Genomic DNA, 18223 nt, shown 5'->3' on the forward strand with positions numbered 1-18223 from the left:
AGACGGAAGAACGCACCATGACCCCGCCGTCCGCGACCGCGGAATCCAGGTACCGGCTCCTCGTCGTCGAGGACGAGCCCAGCATCCGCACGCTGCTGGAATCGACCCTCCGCCTCGCGGGCGGCTACGAGGTGAGCGGTGCGGAGAGCGGGCGGTCCGCGCTGGTCGAGGTGGAGCGGGTGCAGCCGCACCTGATGCTCCTCGACGTCATGCTGCCGGACCTGGACGGCTTCGAGGTGACCCGCAGGCTGCGGGCGGCCGGGAACGACGTACCCGTGCTGTTCCTGACCGCCCGCACCGGAGTCGACGACCGCATCAGGGGCCTGGCGGCCGGTGGCGACGACTACGTGGCGAAGCCCTTCAACATCGAGGAGGTTCTGCTCCGCATAGAGGCCATCCTGCGCCGCACCGCCGGCGACCCCGAGCCGCCCGTGCCCGTCGGCGTGCTGCGCTACGCGGACGTCGAACTCGACGAGCTCGCGCACGAGGTGCACCGCGCGGGCCAGTACGTCGCCCTGTCCCCGACGGAGTTCCGGCTCCTGCGCTACCTGCTGGTCAACGCCGGGCAGGTGGTCAGCAAGACCCAGATCGTCGACCACGTCTGGAGCTACGACTTCGCGGGGGACCAGCGCATCATCGAGACGTACGTGAAATACCTGCGCCGCAAGATCGACCGGTTCGACCCGCCGCTGATCCACACGGTCCGCGGGGTCGGCTACTGCCTGCGGCTGCCCCGCGACCACCAGGAGGCGTCCGAGTCGTGAGGCGCCGTCTCGCCGCCGCGCTCAAGTCCCTGCGCGGCCGGCTCATCATCGGCGTCACGCTGCTGGCCACCGCGGCGGTGCTCGCGTCCCAGCTGGCCGGCTTCTTCGTGCTGCGCACCTGGCTGCTGGACCGCGTCGACCAGCAGCTGACCAGCTTCCAGCCGCCGTCCCCGGCGTTCCTGGCGGCACTGCGCGCGTCGGACGTGAAGCAGAAGGAACAGACGGCGCTCCCGTCGGACTTCCGGGTCTTCGTCTACGACGCGAAGAGCCGGCTCATGAAGGCCGCGCTGGGCTCGAAGGACAAGCCCGGTCCCCGGCTGCCGGACTCCGCGCGCAACCTGGACCTGCGGGAGGGCAGGACCGCGACCCTGCCCGCCGTCTCCGGCGACGGACACTGGCGCGTCGTCCTCCGCAACGGGGACGACGGCACGAGGATCGTGGTCGCCCTGCCCCTCGACACGGTCGACGGCGCCATGTCGAAGCTCCTGTGGGCGGACGTCGTCCTGCTCGCCGTCACCGTCGCGGCCCTGCTCGCCCTCAGCCGTTCCGTCGTACGGCTGGGACTGCTGCCGCTGACCCGGACGGAGCGCACCGCGGCCGACATCACCGAGAGCCGGCCCGACCTGCGGCTGCCCGACACCGACCCGCACACCGAGATCGGCCGGCTCGGGAGGGTGCTGAACTCGATGCTGGACCGGCTCCAGCGGGCGCTGGCGGAACGTGAGGCCTCCGAGGCCCGGCTGCGCCGGTTCGTCGCCGACGCCGGACACGAACTGCGCACCCCGCTCACCTCCATCCAGGGGTACGCGCAGCTCGCGCTGCGCCCCGAGCGCCGCCCCGCAGAGGCGGAACGGGAGGCGCAGCGGCTGATCGTGCAGAACGCCGAGCGCATGGCGCTCCTCGTCGACGACCTGCAACTGCTCGCCACCCTCGACAAGGAGCCGGCGTACCAGTCGGAGCCGGTCGACCTGCTGTCGCTGGCGGCCGACGCGGTGAGCGGCGCCGCCGTGCACGGCGGGGGGCATCCGGCCGACCTCGGCCCGCTGCGCGGCGACGGCGAGGACGGCGGCGAACTCGACATAGTCCCGGCCGTCGGGGATCCGCACCGGCTGCGGCAGATCGCGGAGAACCTGCTGTCGAACGCCCGCACCCACACCCCGCCGAACACCCCCGTGCACGTGCGGGTCGGCGTCGCCACGGCCGGCTTCCGGGCCGGCGGCACCAACCGCCCCGGACGCTACTCGGCCTCCGCTCCGCTACCCCCGGGCGCGAGGGTGGCCGTCCTGGAGGTCGCCGACGAGGGCCCCGGCCTCGGCGCGTCCGACGCCGAGCACGTCTTCGAGCGCTTCTACCGCGCCGACCCGTCCCGGTCCCGCGCCCACGGCGGCAGCGGCCTCGGCCTGGCCATCGCGGCGACCATCGCCGAGGGCCACCGCGGCCGCCTCGAACTCGACACGGCACCCGGCCGCGGCTGCACGTTCCGGCTGGTCCTGCCGGCGGCGGACTGACCCGGCCGCCGCCCCGCGCGGCCGTCCGGTCAGCGCCGGCGGCGGGCCCGGCGGGCCTCCAGCAGCAGCGGCAGCAGGGACAGTACGACGATCGCGCCGACCAGCGGCAGCAGATAGCGGTCGACGTGGGAGACCGAGGAACCCAGCGCGTACCCGGCGAGGACGAAGCTCTGGGACCAGAGGACCCCGCCGACGGCCTGCCACAGGGTGAACGGCCGTACCGGCACCCCCAGTGCTCCGGCCGCCGGGTGCAGCACCGACCGGAGCATCGGCACGAACCGGCCGATCACCAGCGCCTTGCCGTACCCGTAGCGGGCGAGCAGCCGCTCCGCGCGGGCGGCGCCCTCCCGCACCCGCGGACGGGAGGTACGGGCCAGCAGCGGCCGTCCGCCGTGCCGGCCGATCAGATAGCCGACCTGCCCGCCCGCCACCGCGCCGACCGCCGCGCACACCAGCACCTGCCACAGCTCCAGCTTGGGCGCCCGGTCCGCGGTCGCCGCGCACAGCACACCGGCCGGGAACAGCAGCGTGTCCCCCGGCAGGAAGAAGCCGACGACCAGCAGCCCCGACTCGGCGAAGATCACCGCCAGCACGCCCAGCGCGCCGAAGGCAGCGAGCAGCGCGCCGCTGTCCGTCGGATTGACGGCGATCACCACGCTCGCCTCCCCGCCCGCTCGCCGGCCGTCTCCCTCGAGTGTCCCGTGACGACCGCCGCACACCCCCCCCCGTGACACCGCGCGCCGCACACCCCCCCCGCGACACGGCGCGCCGGACGCCTCCCGGACCGGCCGGCGGGACCGGGAGGCTCATCTGCCCCAGATCCTCCGGTAGGTCTCCCGGTAGCCCGGTAGGTCCCAGGTGGTGGCTCCCGCGCTGTTGGCGGCCGTCGAGACGTGGGTGGGGGCGACGTAGCCGCCGGCCGGGCGGCCGGCGAAGGTGACCGCGGAGCGGGTACGACGGGCCACGGCCGCCGTGCGGTCCGGCCGGGTCACCGGCACGAGCCCTCTGGCCGGGGGCTCCGCCGGAGGCAACGACGGGTCGGTGCCGGAGGGGAGAGCCGCACGTGGGGCGGCGGTACGCGCTGGCCGCCCGCCGCCTGGCTGCTGACCGACGCCAGCACGCGCATCGGGACCTCGCCCGTCCACACCCTCGCCGTGGCCGCGATGGGGGTGCCGCTGCTGGACAACGTCGATCTGGAGGGGCCCGGTTCCAGGCGCCGCGGTCGGCCGGGGTCCAGCGGCCCCAGGTGCGGACCGCCGCGAAGAGCGCGTCGAAATCCCGGCGGGAGACGGCGGGCCCGTTCCGGGCACCGGTGGGACCGGGGCCCGGGCCGCCCTCGGGGCTCGCGCTCATCCGTACTCACCGCCGTCCCAGTCGGCCCGGATCTCCAGCCTGACACGACCCGGACCGGCAGACCGGTCCGCGAGGGGCGCACGACGGGCAGAGGCGCAGTAGGGACCGTAGATTGAGGACGGAGCCGTTGAGGCGGGAAGGAGCGTCAGCGGTGGCATCGCGGGTTGATCACACAGCGCTCTTCGCCGCGACACCGAGCCCGTATCTGGTGCTCGGTCCCGACCTGGTCATCGTCGATGTGAACCGGGCCTATCTGGCGGCGACCGGACGCACCCGGGAGGACCTGCTCGGGCGGCACGTCTTCACCGCGTTCCCGGACAACCCCGCCGACCCGGACGCCGACGGGGTCCGCAACCTCGGGGCCTCCCTGCGCCGGGTCCTCGCCACCGGCCGGCCCGACACGATGGCGCTGCAGAAGTACGACATCCCCGTCGTCAGCCGTCCCGGGGTCTTCGAGGAGCGCTGGTGGTCCCCGGTGAACACCCCGGTGCTCGGCCCGAACGGGGAGGTGATGTACATCATCCACCGGGTGGAGGACGTCACCGCGTTCGTCAAGGAGTACCAGGCCACCCACCCCGAGGGCGTCCGGGTGGGGCAGCGGCTGAAGGAGACCCAGGCCCTGGAGGCGGAACTCTACGTCCGGGCAAGGGAGTTGCAGCGGCTGAACGAGGAGCTGCGGCAGGCCCACACCCGCGAGCGCGAGGTCGCCGTCATCCTGCAGGAGGCCATGCTGCACGTCCCCGACCTGGCCCACCACCGCGACATCGCGGTGCGCTACCTGCCCGCCACCGGCTCCCTCAACGTCTGCGGCGACTGGTACGACGTCGTCGACATCCCGCCCGACCGGCTCGCCGTCGCGGTCGGCGACGTCATCGGGCACGGCCTGGAGGCGGCGGCCGTCATGGGCATGCTGCGCAGCGCCCTGTCCGCCGCCATCCGGGCCCTGGAACGCCCCGCCCAGGCCCTGGAGGTGCTCGGCCTGTACGCCAGGTCCGTCGAGGGGGCGCTGGGCACCACCGCCGTCAAGGCGGTCGTCGACATGCCCAGCCGCCTGATCACCTACAGCAGCGCGGGCCACCCGCCGCCGATGCTCATCCACCCCGACGGCAGCTGTGATCTGCTGGACCAGGCCACCGATCCGCCGCTCGGTGCCCGTCCGCAGCACGTGCCCCGGCCGCAGGCGAGCCTGCCGTACCGGCCCGGCGACACCCTCGTCCTGTACACCGACGGGCTCATCGAGCGGCGGGACCAGGACATCGACGTCGGCCTGGGGCAACTGTGCGAAGTCCTCGGCGAGTTCGCCCATCTGGGCACCGAACAGCTCGCCGACATCGTGCTGGCCCGCCTGGGCGTCGCCAGTGGCGGCCGGGACGACATCGCGCTCGTCATCGTACGGCTCTGAGCCGGGGCGGTCCGGCGGGGGAGCGGTGCCCGCTAACGGCCGGTGCGTACCCCGTCCAGGGCGATGCCGAGGACGCGGTCGCGCTGGGCGTCGTCGTCGAAGGCCGTCGCCGTGATGCCGGAGACCATGCGGAGCAGGTCGCCGATCTCCATGTCGGTGCGGACCACGCCCGCCTTCTGGGCCCGCTCTAGCAGCGGGCCGCCGGCCGCGTACATCGACTCACGGCAGGCCTGGAAGATCTCCGACTCGTCGTTCAGGGCCTCGCGCACCGCCCGCTTGGTGACCATGTAGCCGGTGAAGCGGTCCAGCCAGGCCCTCAGGGCCTCCCAGGGCTCCAGCCCGGCCAGCTCCACGGCGGCCCGGCACAGCGCGTTGACCTCGTCCGCGTAGACGCTCTCGAAGAGGTCGCGGCGGGTGGGGAAGTTCCGGTAGAGGGTGCCGATCCCGACCCCCGCGCGGCGGGCGACGTCCTCCAGGGAGACGTCGGCGCCGCGCTCGGCGAACGCCTCGCGGGCGGCCGTGACCAGCGCGTCGTAGTTGCGGGCCGCGTCCTTACGGTGCGGTCTGCGGGACGCGACGATCTCGCTTACGGGGAACGGGCTGTCCGTCACTGCTGCCTCCCGCGTGACACAAGGGTAAACCGGAGGGTTTCCTCGACTTCGGTTGAAGCGGAGGGTTGCCTCCAGTAGAGTGGAGGGATGCCTCCACTTTAGCAGTGCGGAGCGGTACCGCCATGGCCGGACGCGGCCCGGTGTCCCCTTCCCGCACGCTCACGGATGTCTCGCTCGCAGTTCCCTCCGTTTGTTCCCTCCGTTTGTTCCCTCCGTTCCGATGTCGGAGAGGCTCTTCATGCCCCGGAAGTCCACCCGCCTCACCTTCGCGGTCCTCGCGTCCGGTGCCGGCGTGTTCTCCATGCTCCAGTCGCTGGTCGCCCCGGCCCTGCCGACCGTCCAGCATGCCCTGCACACCTCCCAGTCCACCGCGACCTGGGTGATGACGGCCTACCTGCTGTCCGCCTCGGTCTTCACCCCGATACTCGGCCGGGTCGGCGACCTGATCGGCAAGAAGCGCACCCTCGTCGCCGTCCTGCTGGCCGTCCTGGCCGGCTGTCTGGTCGCCGCCCTCGCGCCGAACATCGGCGTCCTGATCATCGCCCGCGTCGTCCAGGGCATCGGCGGTGCCCTGTTCCCGCTCTCCTTCGGCATCATCCGCGACGAGTTCACCCCGGCCGAGGTCAGCGGCAGCATCAGCAACCTGTCCGCGGTGATCGCGGCCGGCGGCGGCGTCGGCATCGTGGCCGCGGGACCGATCGTCTCGGCGCTCGACTACCGCTGGCTGTTCTGGATCCCGGTCGGCGTGGTCGCGGCCACCGTCCTGATCGCCGCCCGCTACGTTCCCGAGTCGCCCAAGCGGGCCGAGGGCAGCGTCAGCTGGCTCGGTGCCGGGCTGCTCTCCGCCTGGCTGGTGGCACTGCTGCTGCCGCTGAGCCAGGCCGGTCAGTGGGGCTGGGGCTCGGCCAAGGTGCTGGGCCTGTTCGGCACGGCGGTCGTCCTGTTCGCCGTCTGGCTGCTCACCGAGTCGCGCTCCGCGACCCCGCTCATCGACCTGCGCGTGATGCGGCTGCCCTCCGTCTGGACCACCAACACGGCCGCCCTCCTCTTCGGCGCCGGCATGTACGCGATCTGGTCCTTCCTGCCCGGCTTCGTCCAGACCCCCACCGCGGCCGGCTACGGCTTCGGCGCCACCGTCACCGAGTCCGGCCTGCTCATGCTGCCGATGCTCATCGCCATGTTCCTCTCGGGCGTCGTCGGCGGCCGCCTCGAACCGCGCGTCGGCGCCAAGGCGCAGCTCACCGCGGGGGCCGCGCTCGGCGCGCTGGCCTGCGGCTTCCTCGCCCTCTGGCACGACAAGGAGTGGCAGATCGGCGTCGTCGCGGGCCTGTTCGGCCTCGGCATCGGCCTGGCCTTCGCCTCGATGGCCAACCTCATCGTCGGCAGCGTGCCGCCCGAGCAGACCGGCGCCGCGACCGGCATGAACGCCAACATCCGCACCATCGGCGGCTCCGTCGGCGCCGCGCTCACCAGCGTCCTGGTCACCGGCCGGCTCCAGCCCTCCGGGCTGCCGTACGCCTCCGGCTACACCCACGCCTGGGCCCTGCTCGCCCTGTTCTGCCTCACCGCGGCCGGGGCCGCCCTCCTCGTCCCGGTCCGCCGCGCGAGCCGCGTCGCCGGCCCGGTCGCGGAGCAGCCGACGGCAGCACCCGTACGCGTACGGTAGTGTTGACCTGCGTGATCACGCGGCAGTCGCCGCGTGACTCCGCAGCGGGACGTGGCGCAGCTTGGTAGCGCACTTGACTGGGGGTCAAGGGGTCGCAGGTTCAAATCCTGTCGTCCCGACTTTTCGAAGTCGCAGGTCAGAGGCCGTTTCAGACAAGTTCTGGAGGGGCCTTTCGGCCGTTTTCGGGGACCGGTTCCCCGCCCATGAACCCCGTCCCGCAACTGACCTGTCGACGGCGCGGAGCGGCACTCCACGGGTGGGACGTTCAGAAGCCCGAACCGCCGCTCCGCGCACGTGGGGCGGTGCTGGGCGAGTGGGCGGGCTGCAGGCGTGGTGCCGGCGGCAGCGGTGCAGGTGCTCCCGTCTCCGGTGCGGTGCGGAACGCCTCGATCATGTAGGCGGCGAAGCGGCGGGAGGCCGTGAGCCGGGAGGCACGCGGTGCGTCCTGGAGGCCCCGGTGGGCCATGAGCATGAGGATCAGGTCGTCTACGACGAAGCCGGGGCGGAGCCGGCCGGTCTCCTGGGCGCGGCGGGCCAGTTCGGCAACCGCACGCAGAGTCCGCTCTCGGTCGGCGGCGAAATCCATGGCCTCGGGGAAGGCCGTCATGAAGGCGTCCGCGAATCCTCGGCTGTGCGCGTGGAGTTCGCAGATCCGCTCGACCAGGCTCCGGAATCCGTGCCACGGGTCAGGGTCTTCGAGGGCGTCGCGGACGGCGGCACGGCAGGCTCGCCGCTGCTCGGCGAAGGCCTCCAGGATCAGTGCCTGCTTGGTCGGGAAGTGCCGGTACAGCGTGGCCGGGCCGACGCCGGCCCGCCGGGCGACCTCGCGCATGGGCGCGCTCAGGCCCTCCTCGCCGAACACCGCGCGGGCGGTGTCCAGGACGCGGGCCCGGTTGTCGCGGGCGTCGGAGCGCACAGGGTGAGGCAAACGGTCGGTCATGGCCTCTCACTTTAGCCAAACGGACGGGGGCGTCCGTTACGGTCCGAGGGCGGTGACGCCGCCCCGCCCCGGCTCCCTGCCGGTGCCTCGGCCTGTCGGGCCGGGCTCGCCGCTCCCGGTCGCATCAGCTGTGACCCGTCCGTCCACCGACCTGAGGAGCAGAGATGATGGCTGTCGTGATCAGGGAGTTCGGAAGCCCTGACGGTCTGGAGGTCGTCGACCTGCCCGTGCCCGTACCTGCCCCGGGGCAGGTACGGATCACCACGGAGGCGATCGGGGTGGGCGGCGTGGACGCCGTGATCCGCCGGGGAACGCTCGCCGCCCACGGCTTCCGGGAGGGCCATCTCCTCGGCAGCGAGGTGGCGGGAAGCGTCTCCGCGCTGGGAGAGGGTGTGGACGCCTCGTGGATGGGACGGCGGGTGTGGGCGTTCACCGGCCTGTCGGGTGGGTATGCCGAGCAGGCCGTCGCCTCGGTCGAGGACGTGCTTCCGCTGCCTGACGGCCTGAGCGGCGCGGACGCGGTGACGCTCGGCGGCTCCGGCGTGGTCGCCCACTTCGCCCTGGACCGCGCCCGCCTCGCGCCCGGCGAGACAGTGCTCGTGCGCGGTGCGGCGGGCAGCATCGGGATCACGGCGGTCCAGCTCGCGGCCAGGGGTGGTGCGGGCGCGGTGGCGGTCACCACCTCGTCGGCGGAGCGCGGCGGCCGCCTGCGGGACCTGGGCGCGACCCATGTCGTCGGCCGCTCCGGCGAGGGCGGCCCGGACGCACCGTCGGGCTTCGACGTGGTGATCGACGTCGTGGGGGGTCCCCAGCTTCCCCTCTTCCTGGACAGGCTGAACTCCAACGGGCGGTACGTGGCCGTCGGCGTGGTCGGCGGGCAGCCGCCGGCGGACTTCGGCACCCGGCTGATGGACGCCTTCCGCAGGTCACTGTCGTTCGCCACCTTCAGCTCCGACACGGTGCCCGGGCCCGACAGGCAGGCCGTGCGGTCGTCCCAGTTCGCCGATGCCGCACGCGGGGACCTGCGCACGGTCGTGCACGAGACGCTGCCACTCGACCGGGCGGTGCCGGCCCACCGCGCAATGGACGCGGGCAAGGTGTTCGGCAGGATCGTACTGACGCCCTGACCCGGTCAGGCACGGTCCGCCGCAGCGGGGCCGTCCCGCGCCGGCCGTTTTTTGGCCGGGACGGCCATGCGCGGGCGGCGACGCCATCACGCCGGTCCTTCAGGCCCTGTTGGCGTCGGCCAGGCGCCGACATCGAAGACACCCGGGCGAGTTGCGGCGATGCGCTCACCCAGCGACGGCTCCCGCTTCCCCGGCCCTACACCCTGGACGACGCCACCGCCTGGTGCACCGGCGTTGAAGAGGACCGACTGGCGGGCCCCGGTGAGCGAGGTCGGCTACTGGACATCCCCCCGGGCCCGCGGCCACGGGATCCGGTCGGCGTGGGTCCGGTCCGGTGAACGGAGAAACCCGGAACGGCGAACCGGAGTGGAGCACACCGATCGCGGTCGAGATCGCCACACCGCGATGTCCGCGGTGAGCAGTAGTACCTCGTGGACGGGTTGGGCAGCGGGCCGGAGGGCGGCATGAGGATCGGCCGGCCGTGGTCCGGGACGAGTACGACGGCCCTCGATGAGTCGGGTCGGTGCGGTGTGGATGTGTGACCATCGATGGCGACAGTGACCGTCGGCCCGCTCGGAGGGAGACGCGTGCAGGGACTGGTCCGGGTGCTGGTCGCCGGCGAGATCGTCGTGACGAAGTACGGCGATCTGATCGACGACGTGCTTGATGTGCCGCTGTTCTGCCCTCGTTGTGGCCGCACGGCAGGGCTGACGCTGGTGGCCGACGGCCGCGAGGCGCACCTGGAGTGCGCGGAGGGCCATGTCTGGACCGACCCCGAGGTGGCCGCGTGCGGGGTGCGGCAGTTGCTGCACCTGAGCACGCAGGGGTCTCCGCCCCGGTTCCCGGGCGCGACGGTCAGGATCGACATGCTGCCGCGGATCTCCGAGGACCGGACCCTCTACCCGCCGTCGCCGGACGTGCCCGGGCACCTGCTGCGCTGGGAGGGCCGCGTCCTGACCGCGACCGGTACCCCGCCGCTGACCGACTGCCTGCACTGGGCGCGGCGGCTGTGCGCCTGGGCCCTGCCGAGCGACGGCGAGGTCTACGAGCGGCTCTACCCGCCCGCCGGAGGCAACGCGCTCGACGCGCACATGGCCGTCGTACTCGTCGCGCTGGCCCTCTACGCGGCCGCCGCCGCAGCGGACCTGGCCCGCATCGAGCAGGTGGTGCCGGACCGGGCGGCGGAACCGCTGGCGGGCGCCGAGCTGCGGTGGCTGCGTCCGGCCGGCGCGGCGGGCCTGGGCGGCCGGCTCCGGGTGACCGACGTGCACCGGCTGGCCACCGCCGCGCCCGAGACCTACGAGCGCTGGCGTACGGCGGCCCGCCTCGTGCTCGCCGCGAACACCGACGACCGGCCCGCCGCGGCACTGGCGGACCGGAACGGGCGCCTGCCCGCGGTGGCCGACGACGTGGCCTGGTAGTGCGCCGTGAGGCGACCGTACGGGTCGCGGCGACCCCCAGGACCTCCTCCTCGGTCGGCTGCCGGGGTGCGTTGCGGGTGACCGCGTCCGCGAGGGCGGCGGCGACCGGCCGCGGCAGCTCCGGGCGGGCGCCCAGCTCGCGCAGGGGCTGCCTGATGCCGAGGACACCGGAGATCTAGCGGACGGCACCGATCGCGGCGCGGGCCCAGCCGCCGTCGGCGGGCGGGGCGAGCCGTGCCCGATGCCGTGCACCAGGCCGAGCCCGGAGACGGTCAGGGCCCGTCAGGTCGGCGCCGAGCATCGGCCCCGCCCGTGCCTCCAGGTCCGAGCCGTCGGCGTGGGCGACGGGCAGCCGGCGCCCGACCATCGCCACCGCCTGCGTCGCGTACGCCACCGGGTCCGCTTGGCGCCCCGCACGGGACCGCCGGCCTAGTCGAACTGGCTCGGCAGCGGTGCCGGGGTCTTGCCGGACAGTACGTCCTTGAGGCGCTTGGCGCCGTTCTGCACGGCCAGGGCGGTGCTGTCGTGGTCGACGCCCGAGAGGCCGCCATTGGTGACCGCGGCCCCGGAGGCGCCGACGCGCAGCACCGCGACGTCGAGGGTGGTCGTGGCGGGCTGCCCGTTCGAGGTGCCCTGGACGGTGACCGTGAGCGCCGCCAGGTTGTCGCCCGCCTTGGGCGGTTCCTTGTACTCGACGACCTGGACGGTCCGCTTGCTGCCGTCCGAGGCGGTGGCCGAGAACTGGTTGCACTCGCTGGGGAGCTTCTTCAGCCACTTGATGGTGGCGTCCATGGTCGGCTGGCCGTAGTCGCCGACCTGGTACAGCAGCCGGGAGTCCTCCGAGGTGAAGCCGCGCAGCCCGGAGGCGCCGGTGGCGCGGCCCAGCAGGGTGTCGGAGTAGAGGCTGTCCAGCAGCCGCTGGCAGTCGGCGGCGTCGGACTTGGCGTTGAGGAACTGGGCGACGTCGACCTTCCCGACCAGCATCTGGTTGCGCCAGGTGGCCGCGTCGTTGGCCAGCTGCCAGTCGTCCTCGATGTCGGCCGGCGTGATCAGCGCGGCCTGCGCCCCGGGGCCGGTGAGGGTGGGGGTGCGCGACGGGGCCGGGGAGCGCTCGGCGGCGGGGGAGACGGCCGCGGCCTCGGGGGAGCCGCTGCCGTCCGAACAGGCCGCCGTGGCGAGCAGGGTCCCCGCCGCCAGGGCCGTGGCGAGCACACGCGCGGGTCGGGACGGACGGGTCATCGCGACTGCCTCCTCGGGGACGCGGTACGTCACTGGGCGGGCGGCGCCGATGCGCCCTTCCGCCGGACGACGCCGGACGACGCCGGACGACGTCGCTGCGTCCCTCCACGCCACCACCGGCCGCGGGCGCCGACCACCCGCACGTGCCATTCGGGTGAGCGTCGTGATCAGGCCGCCGTGACCCGCACCCGCCGGCTGCCGCAGCGCGGGCACACCGCGTCCGTGAGCGGCGACGGCACGGCCCGGCCGGCCTCGTCGACGTACTCCAGGGTGCTCTGCAGCTCCGGATCGGCGACCGGGTCGGTGAAGAACACCGCCTGGAAGACGGCCTCCCAGCCGTGGCCGCACCGCCCACAGCGGAACGCGAACGTCTCGCGCACGGCGCCCGGCACCGGCCCGGGACCCGGGGACTCGGTCATCGGCTCCGGCTCCTGTCACTCGGCCTCCGCCACCAGCGCACCGCCCCGCCCGCCCGGCGGCAAGTCGGGGCCGGGTGTCCCAGGCGTGGACGCCCCCTTGACGCGGGGCGGAGGCCGATCGACACTCCAGATGGAAATCCTAGTGAAAAGGTAGGGAAAGATGGGTCGCCTGCGCACGCTCACCGGCAGACAGCGCCGCGAGAGCCCTGCGCCCTGGACGGCCCCCCTGCTCACCTCCCGCCGCCACCTCGACCTGCTGCGGATGTGCGGCGCCACCGGCCGCAGAGGCTGAGCGCCCGACCCCGGCCGTACGGGCCGGGTGCCCGACCCCGGCCGTACGAGCCGGGCGCCCGTCCGCAAGGACTCACCGGAACCCGCCGAGAACCCACCGACGAACGCTTCGGCCGCGCGTACCTCCGCGCGCCCGCCCGCCCCGGGGAGACGCATGTCCATCACTCCACTCGCCGCCCTGCCGTCCGTCCGTACCGCCCCCGCCTTCCGGGGCCGCATCGGCCGGGACGCCCGCAGCGGTCACTACGCCGTGCCGCGCCGCTACCGGCTGCACCTCTCCACCGCCTGTCCGGACGGCCTGCGCATCGCCGTCGGCCACAGTCTGCTGGCCCTGGACGACTGTTGTCCGGTCACCTACCTGCCCGCCGTCCCGGACTGTCCGGACGGCAGCCACGCGGTGCTGCGCCCGCTGTACGAGGCCAGCGCGCACCACTACGCGGGCCCGGCCCTCGCGCCGGTGTTCAGCGACGGCTGGTCCGGCCGTATCGTCAGCACCCACAGCCGGGACATCCTGCGCGACCTGGACCAGCACTTCGGTGACGGTGGCGCCCGGCTCTACCCGTGTGAGGCCGAGGCCGAGATCGAGGCCGTCGAGCGGCTGTGCGCCGAGGACATCGAGCAGGCCGCACAGCGGGCCGGGCGCGCGGGCGGCGACCCCGAGGCGCTGGAGGTGCTGCTCGCGGCCCTGGACGAACTGGAGCGCCGGCTGACCGGGGTGGAGTTCCTGGTCGGCGGTCAACTCACGGCCGCGGACGTCGAGGTGTGGGTGACTCTGGTGCAACTCGACACCGTGCACCGCAACCACCTCGACGCCGCCGCCGTGCACGCCATCGCCGGCCACCCGGTGCTGTGGGCCTACGCCCGCCGGCTGGCCGCCCACCCGGCCTTCGGCACCCACCTCGACCTGGACGGCATCGCCCGCCGCCACCACGGCCGTTGCCAGGGCCTGGAAGCCGCCGGCGCGGCCGTCCAGATCCTGGACTGGGCGGGCCACGCGGCGGACGCACCCCGCGGTCCGCGCAGGTGAGAGAGGCTCGAACCGTTTCGCCAGTCGGACAGGCGTTGACATTCGTTCGGGCAACTGCGTTACTTACGGACCAGAACGGTCATGAGCGTCAGCGTCAAGCCCTGGCTTGCTGACCGGCAACCCTCGCACCGCGGTGGGGTGCCCCAGGTGACGACCGGACCGACGACGTTTCGGCAAGCGACGAATCGGTAAGCGCGAGTGCCCTCCGGGGCCGGCACGACAGTGACAGGTGACGGACATGTACGCAGCCTCCAGGACGGCCCAGCGCCGCGCCGAGGGCTGCGTACGCCCGTACCCGAGCCCGCTCGTCGCCGACCGAGCCGTCGACCTGCTCCGTGTCAACAGCGCCCTGTGTAGCGCGTGTACCGCACCGGGCTGTGCCCGCTGTCGGGTCTGACCAGGCCTTTCCGCCGGTTCCCCGCAGCCTCGCACCCCAGCGTCCCCGTCGAAACACCGGCCGTCCGGTGTGCCGCCGTCCGCCCAGCCCCGTGCCCCGCGCGCCCCCGCGCACCGGCGCCGTGCCCGAACACGGACCGGTGCGCGGCCCCCGCCGTGGGACACGTGGGTGTCCGACTCCGCCGGAGCCCGCCATGAGTGAACCCCCAGGCGCCACGATCGCCGCCCCCGAGGCACCGCCCGCAGCCGACGAGCCGTCACCACCCCTCGCCGCACAGCGCGTTCAGCCGCTGCGCAGGCCCGGACGGTGGATCGCCACCGCCGTCGTCCTGGTCCTGGCCGCCCAGTTCGTGCACGGACTGGTGACCAACCCCTTCTACCAGTGGGACCGCTGGGGCTACTGGTTCCTGCGGCCGACCATCCTCGACGGACTGGTCATCACCCTCGAAGTCACCGCCTACAGCGCGGTGCTGGGCCTGCTCGGCGGCATCCTTCTCGCCCTGGCCCGGCTCTCGAAGAGCCCCGTGCTGCGCGCGGTCAGCTGGACCTACGTATGGGCGCTGCGGTCCATACCGCTCATCGTGGTCCTGCTCTTCCTCTACAACTTCAGCGCCCTGTACAAGACGTTGAGCATCGGCGTCCCCTTCGGGCCCGCCTTCTTCTCCTTCGACGAGTCGAAGCTCGCCACCGACATGGTCGTCGCCGTCATCGGCCTCAGCCTCAACGAGGCCGCCTACGCGGCCGAGGTGGTCCGCGGCGGCATCCTCTCCGTGGACCAGGGCCAGCACGAGGCGGCCGCCGCACTCGGTCTGCCCAAGGGCTACCAGTTCCGGAGGATCGTTTTCCCGCAGGCGCTCAGGTCCATCACCCCGAACTACGTCAACCAGCTGATCGGCCTGGTCAAGAGCACCTCGCTGGTCTTCTACGTCTCGCTGCTCGACCTGTTCGGCACCGCCCAGAGCATGGGCTCCACCTACCCCGGCGACATCGTGCCGCTGCTCCTCGTGGTGACCGTCTGGTACCTGATCCTGACCAGCGTCGTCTCCGTGATCCAGTTCTACGTGGAGCGGTACTACGCCCGTGGCGCCACCCGCGCGCTGCCCCCGACCCCCCTGCAGAAACTGCGCGCCGGCCTCACCGAACTGCGTGCCCGCATCCGCCGGGAGGCCGCGGTATGACCATCACCGACAGCGTGGAGACGGCCCCCGCCGCCCTGGAGATCCACGGCGTCCACAAGTGGTACGGCACCCACCGCGTCCTGGACGGCATCGACCTGACCATCCGCCCCGGCGAGGTCACCGTCGTCCTCGGCCCGTCCGGCTCCGGCAAGTCCACCCTCCTCAGGGTCATCAACCACCTGGAGAAGCCCGAGCGCGGCCACGTCAGCATCAACGGCGAGCCGATCGGCGTGAAGCGGCACGGCGAGCGGCTGAAGGAACTGAGCGAGCGCGCCATCCTGGCCCAGCGCGGCCGGATCGGCTTCGTCTTCCAGAACTTCAACCTCTTCCCGCACCTGACCGTGCTGGACAACGTGGCCGCCGCCCCGGTCGCCACCGGAAAGCTCGGCAAGCCCGAGGCCCAGGCCCTGGCCAAGGAGCTCCTGGAACGGGTCGGCCTCGGCGAGCGCATCGGCGCCTACCCGCGTCAGCTCTCCGGCGGCCAGCAGCAGCGCGTCGCCATCGCCCGCGCGCTCGCCCTGCGCCCCGGCGTGATCCTCTTCGACGAGCCCACCTCGGCCCTGGACCCCGAACTCGTCGGTGAGGTCCTCGCCGTCATCAAGGACCTGGCGACCAGCGGCACCACCCTCGTCATCGTCACCCACGAGATCGGCTTCGCCCGCGAGATCGCCGACCGGGTCGTCTTCATCGACGGCGGCCGGATCGTCGAGCAGGGCCCGCCCTCCGAGGTCCTCGACAACCCGCAGCACGAGCGGACCAGGGACTTCCTCAGCAAGGTCCTCTGAACCGCCGTACCCCCAGACCTCCCCCCACGCCTCTCTCACTCGCACCCAGTCACAAAGGACGACCATGCCTGCCCACTTCACCCGACGCAGCCTGATCAGAGGCATCTCCGCGGCGACCGTCGCCGCCTCCCTCGCCACCGGGCTCGCCGCCTGCGGGGGCGACAGCGACGCGGCCACCACCGCCTCCGCCGCGAAGACCGGCGAGGTCGTCATCGGCCAGGTCTCCAACGGCGCCGCCACCCAGACCGCGATCAAGGTCTCCGAGGTCAAGTCCATCAGCGCCGAACTGCCCGACTCCGTCAAGAAGAGCGGCAAGCTCGTCATCGGCGAGGGCGCCCTGCCCGCCGGGTTCCCGCCGCTGGCCTTCGTGGGCAGCGACCAGAAGACCCTCACCGGCTCCGAGCCCGACCTCGGCCGCCTGGTCGCCGCGGTCTTCGGCCTCAAGCCCGAGATCCAGAACGCCACCTGGGAGAACATGTTCGTCGGCATCGACAGCGGCAAGGTCGACGTGGCCTTCTCCAACGTCACCGACACCGAGGAGCGCAAGAAGAAGTACGAGTTCGCCTCCTACCGCCAGGACAACCTCGCCTTCACCGTGCCGAAGAAGAGCACCTGGAACTTCGACGGCAACTACGAGAACCTCGCCGGCAAGACGGTCTCCGTGAGTGCCGGCACCAACCAGGAGAAGATCCTCCTGGAGTGGAAGAAGAAGCTGGAGAGCGAGGGCAAGAAGCTCACCGTCAAGTACTTCCAGGACAGCAACAGCGTCTACCTGGCCCTGTCCAGCGGCAAGATCGACGCCTACCTCGGCCCCAACCCCGGCATCGCGTACCACAACAAGCAGACCGCGAACACGCCGAACGCCACCCGCACCGCGGGCACCTACTCCGGCGCGGGCGCCAGCCTCCAGGGCCTGATCGCGGCCACCGCCAAGAAGGACAGCGGCCTCGCCAAGCCCCTCGCGGACGCCATCAACTACCTGATCAAGAACGGTCAGTACGCCGAGTGGCTCAAGGCCTACAACCTCTCCAACGAGGCCGTCGCCAAGTCCGAGGTCAACCCGCCCGGACTGCCCCTCGACAACTCCTGATCACCCGTCAAGAAGCAAGGCCGCAAGCCGAGAAAGGACCGCGCCTCCGTGACCCTCCAGACCGACCTCCACGGCGGCGGGGCCCCGCTCGCACCCGGCACGTCCCCGCTCGACAACGCCGTCTGGTCGGCCCTCGCCGGCCCGCACGCCCACCTCGCGGAGCGAAGCGAGATGGGGGTCCCCCCGGCCGAAGGCTGGGGGAGGGTCGGCCGGGCGGCGCGGTATCCGGACGACGTCTACGCCTACGCGGCCGTCGCCGACGCCACCGACCCGGCCGCCTGGGCCGACCTGCGCACGCTCGTCGGCCCGGGAACGACCGTGAAGATCAAGCCGGTCGAGGCGGCACCGCCCGGCTGGGAGGTGGTCGGCGGCGGGACCGGCGTCCAGTTCGTCGACACGGCACTCAGGGCCGAGCCCGCCCCCGAGGCGGTACGGCTCGGTCCTGACGACGTGCCCGAGATGCTGGACCTGGTCGCCCGTACCGAACCCGGCCCGTTCCGCACCCGGACCGTCGAGATGGGCACCTATCTCGGCATCCGGCACCGCGGACGGCTGATCGCCATGGCGGGGGAGCGGCTGCGGCTGCCCGGCTGGACGGAGATCAGCGCCGTCTGCACCGACCCGGACCACCGGGGGCGGGGCCTGGCCACCCGTCTGATCCGCGCGGTCGCCGCCGGGATCCGGGAGCGCGGGGACACCCCGTTCCTGCACGCGGCTCCCGGCAACGCGAACGCGATCCGGCTCTACGAGTCGATCGGCTTCACCGAGCGGCTGCGCGGCCGCACCCTGCTCGTGCGCAGCCCGGGAACAACCACGGACGCCGGTCTGTTGTGAGTCACGACGAGATGCACGCGGAGCAGGCCGGGAGGTGCGGGACGTGACACGTGTCCTCAGCCCCAGCCGCCGTACCGTCCTGCACTCCCGGCCGCACATCGACCTGCAGCGCGTGGCCGGCGCGCTCTGTTGTTCCTGACCAGTCGTCCCCGCCGCGCCCCTCTCTCCGGCG

19 protein-coding genes, 1 tRNA gene, 2 pseudogenes and 1 riboswitch are annotated in these 18223 nt (G+C 73.0%); of the genes and pseudogenes, 14 read left to right on the forward strand and 8 right to left on the reverse strand.

The features are described from left to right. The first annotated feature begins 17 nt into the window (after positions 1–17). Both ACFY0K_RS00630 and ACFY0K_RS00635 read left to right on the forward strand, forming a co-directional pair. On the forward strand, positions 18–764 hold the full coding sequence (locus tag ACFY0K_RS00630; protein WP_390637925.1) for a response regulator transcription factor: 747 nt from the start codon (positions 18–20) through the stop codon (positions 762–764). Continuing rightward, positions 761–2272: a sensor histidine kinase gene (locus ACFY0K_RS00635; protein WP_390637926.1), complete on the forward strand. Its 1512-nt coding sequence runs from the start codon at positions 761–763 to the stop codon at positions 2270–2272. Before ACFY0K_RS00630 ends, ACFY0K_RS00635 begins: the two co-directional genes overlap by 4 nt. A gap of 29 nt (positions 2273–2301) precedes the next feature. Here the strand turns inward: ACFY0K_RS00635 and ACFY0K_RS00640 are convergent, their stop codons facing one another. The 3 genes and pseudogenes from ACFY0K_RS00640 to ACFY0K_RS00650 form a co-directional block, all read right to left on the reverse strand. After that, positions 2302–2925: a DedA family protein gene (locus ACFY0K_RS00640; protein ID WP_390638823.1), complete on the reverse strand. Its 624-nt coding sequence runs from the start codon at positions 2923–2925 to the stop codon at positions 2302–2304. Between the two features lie 153 nt (positions 2926–3078). Then, positions 3079–3207, reverse strand: a pseudogene (locus ACFY0K_RS00645) (sugar ABC transporter substrate-binding protein); the annotation flags it as partial. 253 nt (positions 3208–3460) lie between these two features. Beyond that, positions 3461–3625: pseudogene (locus tag ACFY0K_RS00650) on the reverse strand (cyclase family protein); the annotation flags it as partial. Positions 3626–3776: 151 nt separating this feature from the next. Between ACFY0K_RS00650 and ACFY0K_RS00655 the strand changes: the two are divergent. Next, positions 3777–5027 carry a PP2C family protein-serine/threonine phosphatase gene (locus ACFY0K_RS00655; RefSeq protein WP_390637927.1) on the forward strand — a complete coding sequence of 417 codons (1251 nt, stop codon included), beginning with the start codon at positions 3777–3779 and terminating at the stop codon, positions 5025–5027. A gap of 32 nt (positions 5028–5059) precedes the next feature. Here ACFY0K_RS00655 and ACFY0K_RS00660 read toward each other — a convergent pair whose 3' ends face one another. Further along, complete coding sequence (locus ACFY0K_RS00660; protein ID WP_388600984.1) at positions 5060–5638, reverse strand: TetR/AcrR family transcriptional regulator; 579 nt, start codon at positions 5636–5638, stop codon at positions 5060–5062. A gap of 238 nt (positions 5639–5876) precedes the next feature. Between ACFY0K_RS00660 and ACFY0K_RS00665 the strand changes: the two genes are divergently transcribed. Together ACFY0K_RS00665 and ACFY0K_RS00670 are read left to right on the forward strand one after the other, a co-directional pair. After that, entirely contained in the window at positions 5877–7304 is a 1428-nt protein-coding gene (locus ACFY0K_RS00665; protein WP_390637928.1) for an MFS transporter, read from the forward strand. Positions 7305–7349: 45 nt separating this feature from the next. Further along, positions 7350–7423 (forward strand) — tRNA-Pro (locus tag ACFY0K_RS00670). 146 nt (positions 7424–7569) lie between these two features. Here ACFY0K_RS00670 and ACFY0K_RS00675 read toward each other — a convergent pair. Continuing rightward, positions 7570–8244, reverse strand: coding sequence for a TetR/AcrR family transcriptional regulator (locus ACFY0K_RS00675; protein WP_390637929.1), 675 nt, complete (start codon positions 8242–8244; stop codon positions 7570–7572). Positions 8245–8408: 164 nt separating this feature from the next. On the opposite strand from ACFY0K_RS00675, the gene ACFY0K_RS00680 reads away from it, so the two are divergent. Beyond that, the gene (locus ACFY0K_RS00680; protein ID WP_390637930.1) at positions 8409–9371 is read left to right on the forward strand and encodes a zinc-dependent alcohol dehydrogenase family protein; all 963 of its coding nucleotides are present in this window, start codon (positions 8409–8411) and stop codon (positions 9369–9371) included. Between the two features lie 587 nt (positions 9372–9958). Continuing rightward, positions 9959–10792 (forward strand): hypothetical protein, encoded by an 834-nt coding sequence (locus ACFY0K_RS00685; RefSeq protein WP_390637931.1) that lies wholly within the window; start codon positions 9959–9961, stop codon positions 10790–10792. Between the two features lie 175 nt (positions 10793–10967). Here ACFY0K_RS00685 and ACFY0K_RS00690 read toward each other — a convergent pair whose 3' ends face one another. The 3 genes from ACFY0K_RS00690 to ACFY0K_RS00700 form a co-directional block, all read right to left on the reverse strand. After that, positions 10968–11186, reverse strand: a complete 219-nt coding sequence (locus ACFY0K_RS00690; protein ID WP_390637932.1) for a hypothetical protein — start codon at positions 11184–11186, stop codon at positions 10968–10970. A 35-nt stretch (positions 11187–11221) separates the two neighbouring features. Next, positions 11222–12031: a hypothetical protein gene (locus ACFY0K_RS00695; RefSeq protein ID WP_390637933.1), complete on the reverse strand. Its 810-nt coding sequence runs from the start codon at positions 12029–12031 to the stop codon at positions 11222–11224. Positions 12032–12198: 167 nt separating this feature from the next. Then, a complete protein-coding gene (locus ACFY0K_RS00700; protein ID WP_390637934.1) occupies positions 12199–12450 on the reverse strand; it encodes a hypothetical protein in 252 nt (83 codons plus the stop codon). A gap of 160 nt (positions 12451–12610) precedes the next feature. Here ACFY0K_RS00700 and ACFY0K_RS00705 point away from each other — a divergent pair, with 160 nt between their 5' ends. The 7 genes from ACFY0K_RS00705 (at position 12611) to ACFY0K_RS00735 (ending at position 18190) form a co-directional block, all read left to right on the forward strand. Continuing rightward, positions 12611–12742: a hypothetical protein gene (locus tag ACFY0K_RS00705; protein ID WP_351955620.1), complete on the forward strand. Its 132-nt coding sequence runs from the start codon at positions 12611–12613 to the stop codon at positions 12740–12742. A gap of 153 nt (positions 12743–12895) precedes the next feature. Next, positions 12896–13768, forward strand: coding sequence for a glutathione S-transferase C-terminal domain-containing protein (locus tag ACFY0K_RS00710; protein WP_390637935.1), 873 nt, complete (start codon positions 12896–12898; stop codon positions 13766–13768). Between the two features lie 77 nt (positions 13769–13845). Then, a riboswitch (SAM riboswitch) is annotated at positions 13846–13969 on the forward strand. A gap of 389 nt (positions 13970–14358) precedes the next feature. Then, on the forward strand, positions 14359–15342 hold the full coding sequence (locus ACFY0K_RS00715; RefSeq protein ID WP_351955618.1) for an amino acid ABC transporter permease: 984 nt from the start codon (positions 14359–14361) through the stop codon (positions 15340–15342). Continuing rightward, a complete protein-coding gene (locus ACFY0K_RS00720) occupies positions 15339–16127 on the forward strand; it encodes an amino acid ABC transporter ATP-binding protein (RefSeq protein ID WP_390637936.1) in 789 nt (262 codons plus the stop codon). The genes ACFY0K_RS00715 and ACFY0K_RS00720 overlap by 4 nt, the downstream gene beginning before the upstream one ends. 64 nt (positions 16128–16191) lie before the next feature. Continuing rightward, positions 16192–17217, forward strand: a complete 1026-nt coding sequence (locus ACFY0K_RS00725; RefSeq protein ID WP_390637937.1) for an ABC transporter substrate-binding protein — start codon at positions 16192–16194, stop codon at positions 17215–17217. 48 nt (positions 17218–17265) lie between these two features. Then, positions 17266–18051, forward strand: a complete 786-nt coding sequence (locus ACFY0K_RS00730; RefSeq protein WP_390637938.1) for a GNAT family N-acetyltransferase — start codon at positions 17266–17268, stop codon at positions 18049–18051. A gap of 43 nt (positions 18052–18094) precedes the next feature. Continuing rightward, on the forward strand, positions 18095–18190 hold the full coding sequence (locus ACFY0K_RS00735) for a putative leader peptide (RefSeq protein WP_350785419.1): 96 nt from the start codon (positions 18095–18097) through the stop codon (positions 18188–18190). The last annotated feature ends 33 nt before the right edge of the window (positions 18191–18223 follow it).

This window comes from Streptomyces sp. NPDC001507 (assembly GCF_042894765.1).
Lineage (GTDB): Bacteria > Actinomycetota > Actinomycetes > Streptomycetales > Streptomycetaceae > Streptomyces.

Bases quoted from the DNA above. Each gene is read 5' to 3' on its own strand.
- ACFY0K_RS00680 (WP_390637930.1), top strand. From the start codon at position 8,409: ATGATGGCTGTCGTGATCAGGGAGTTCGGAAGCCCTGACGGTCTGGAG.
- ACFY0K_RS00705 (WP_351955620.1), top strand. From the start codon at position 12,611: ATGGGTCGCCTGCGCACGCTCACCGGCAGACAGCGCCGCGAGAGCCCT.
- ACFY0K_RS00725 (WP_390637937.1), top strand. From the start codon at position 16,192: ATGCCTGCCCACTTCACCCGACGCAGCCTGATCAGAGGCATCTCCGCG.
- ACFY0K_RS00695 (WP_390637933.1), bottom strand. From the start codon at position 12,031: ATGACCCGTCCGTCCCGACCCGCGCGTGTGCTCGCCACGGCCCTGGCG.
- ACFY0K_RS00715 (WP_351955618.1), top strand. From the start codon at position 14,359: ATGAGTGAACCCCCAGGCGCCACGATCGCCGCCCCCGAGGCACCGCCC.
- ACFY0K_RS00630 (WP_390637925.1), top strand. From the start codon at position 18: ATGACCCCGCCGTCCGCGACCGCGGAATCCAGGTACCGGCTCCTCGTC.
- ACFY0K_RS00720 (WP_390637936.1), top strand. From the start codon at position 15,339: ATGACCATCACCGACAGCGTGGAGACGGCCCCCGCCGCCCTGGAGATC.
- ACFY0K_RS00665 (WP_390637928.1), top strand. From the start codon at position 5,877: ATGCCCCGGAAGTCCACCCGCCTCACCTTCGCGGTCCTCGCGTCCGGT.
- ACFY0K_RS00710 (WP_390637935.1), top strand. From the start codon at position 12,896: ATGTCCATCACTCCACTCGCCGCCCTGCCGTCCGTCCGTACCGCCCCC.
- ACFY0K_RS00675 (WP_390637929.1), bottom strand. From the start codon at position 8,244: ATGACCGACCGTTTGCCTCACCCTGTGCGCTCCGACGCCCGCGACAAC.
- ACFY0K_RS00700 (WP_390637934.1), bottom strand. From the start codon at position 12,450: ATGACCGAGTCCCCGGGTCCCGGGCCGGTGCCGGGCGCCGTGCGCGAG.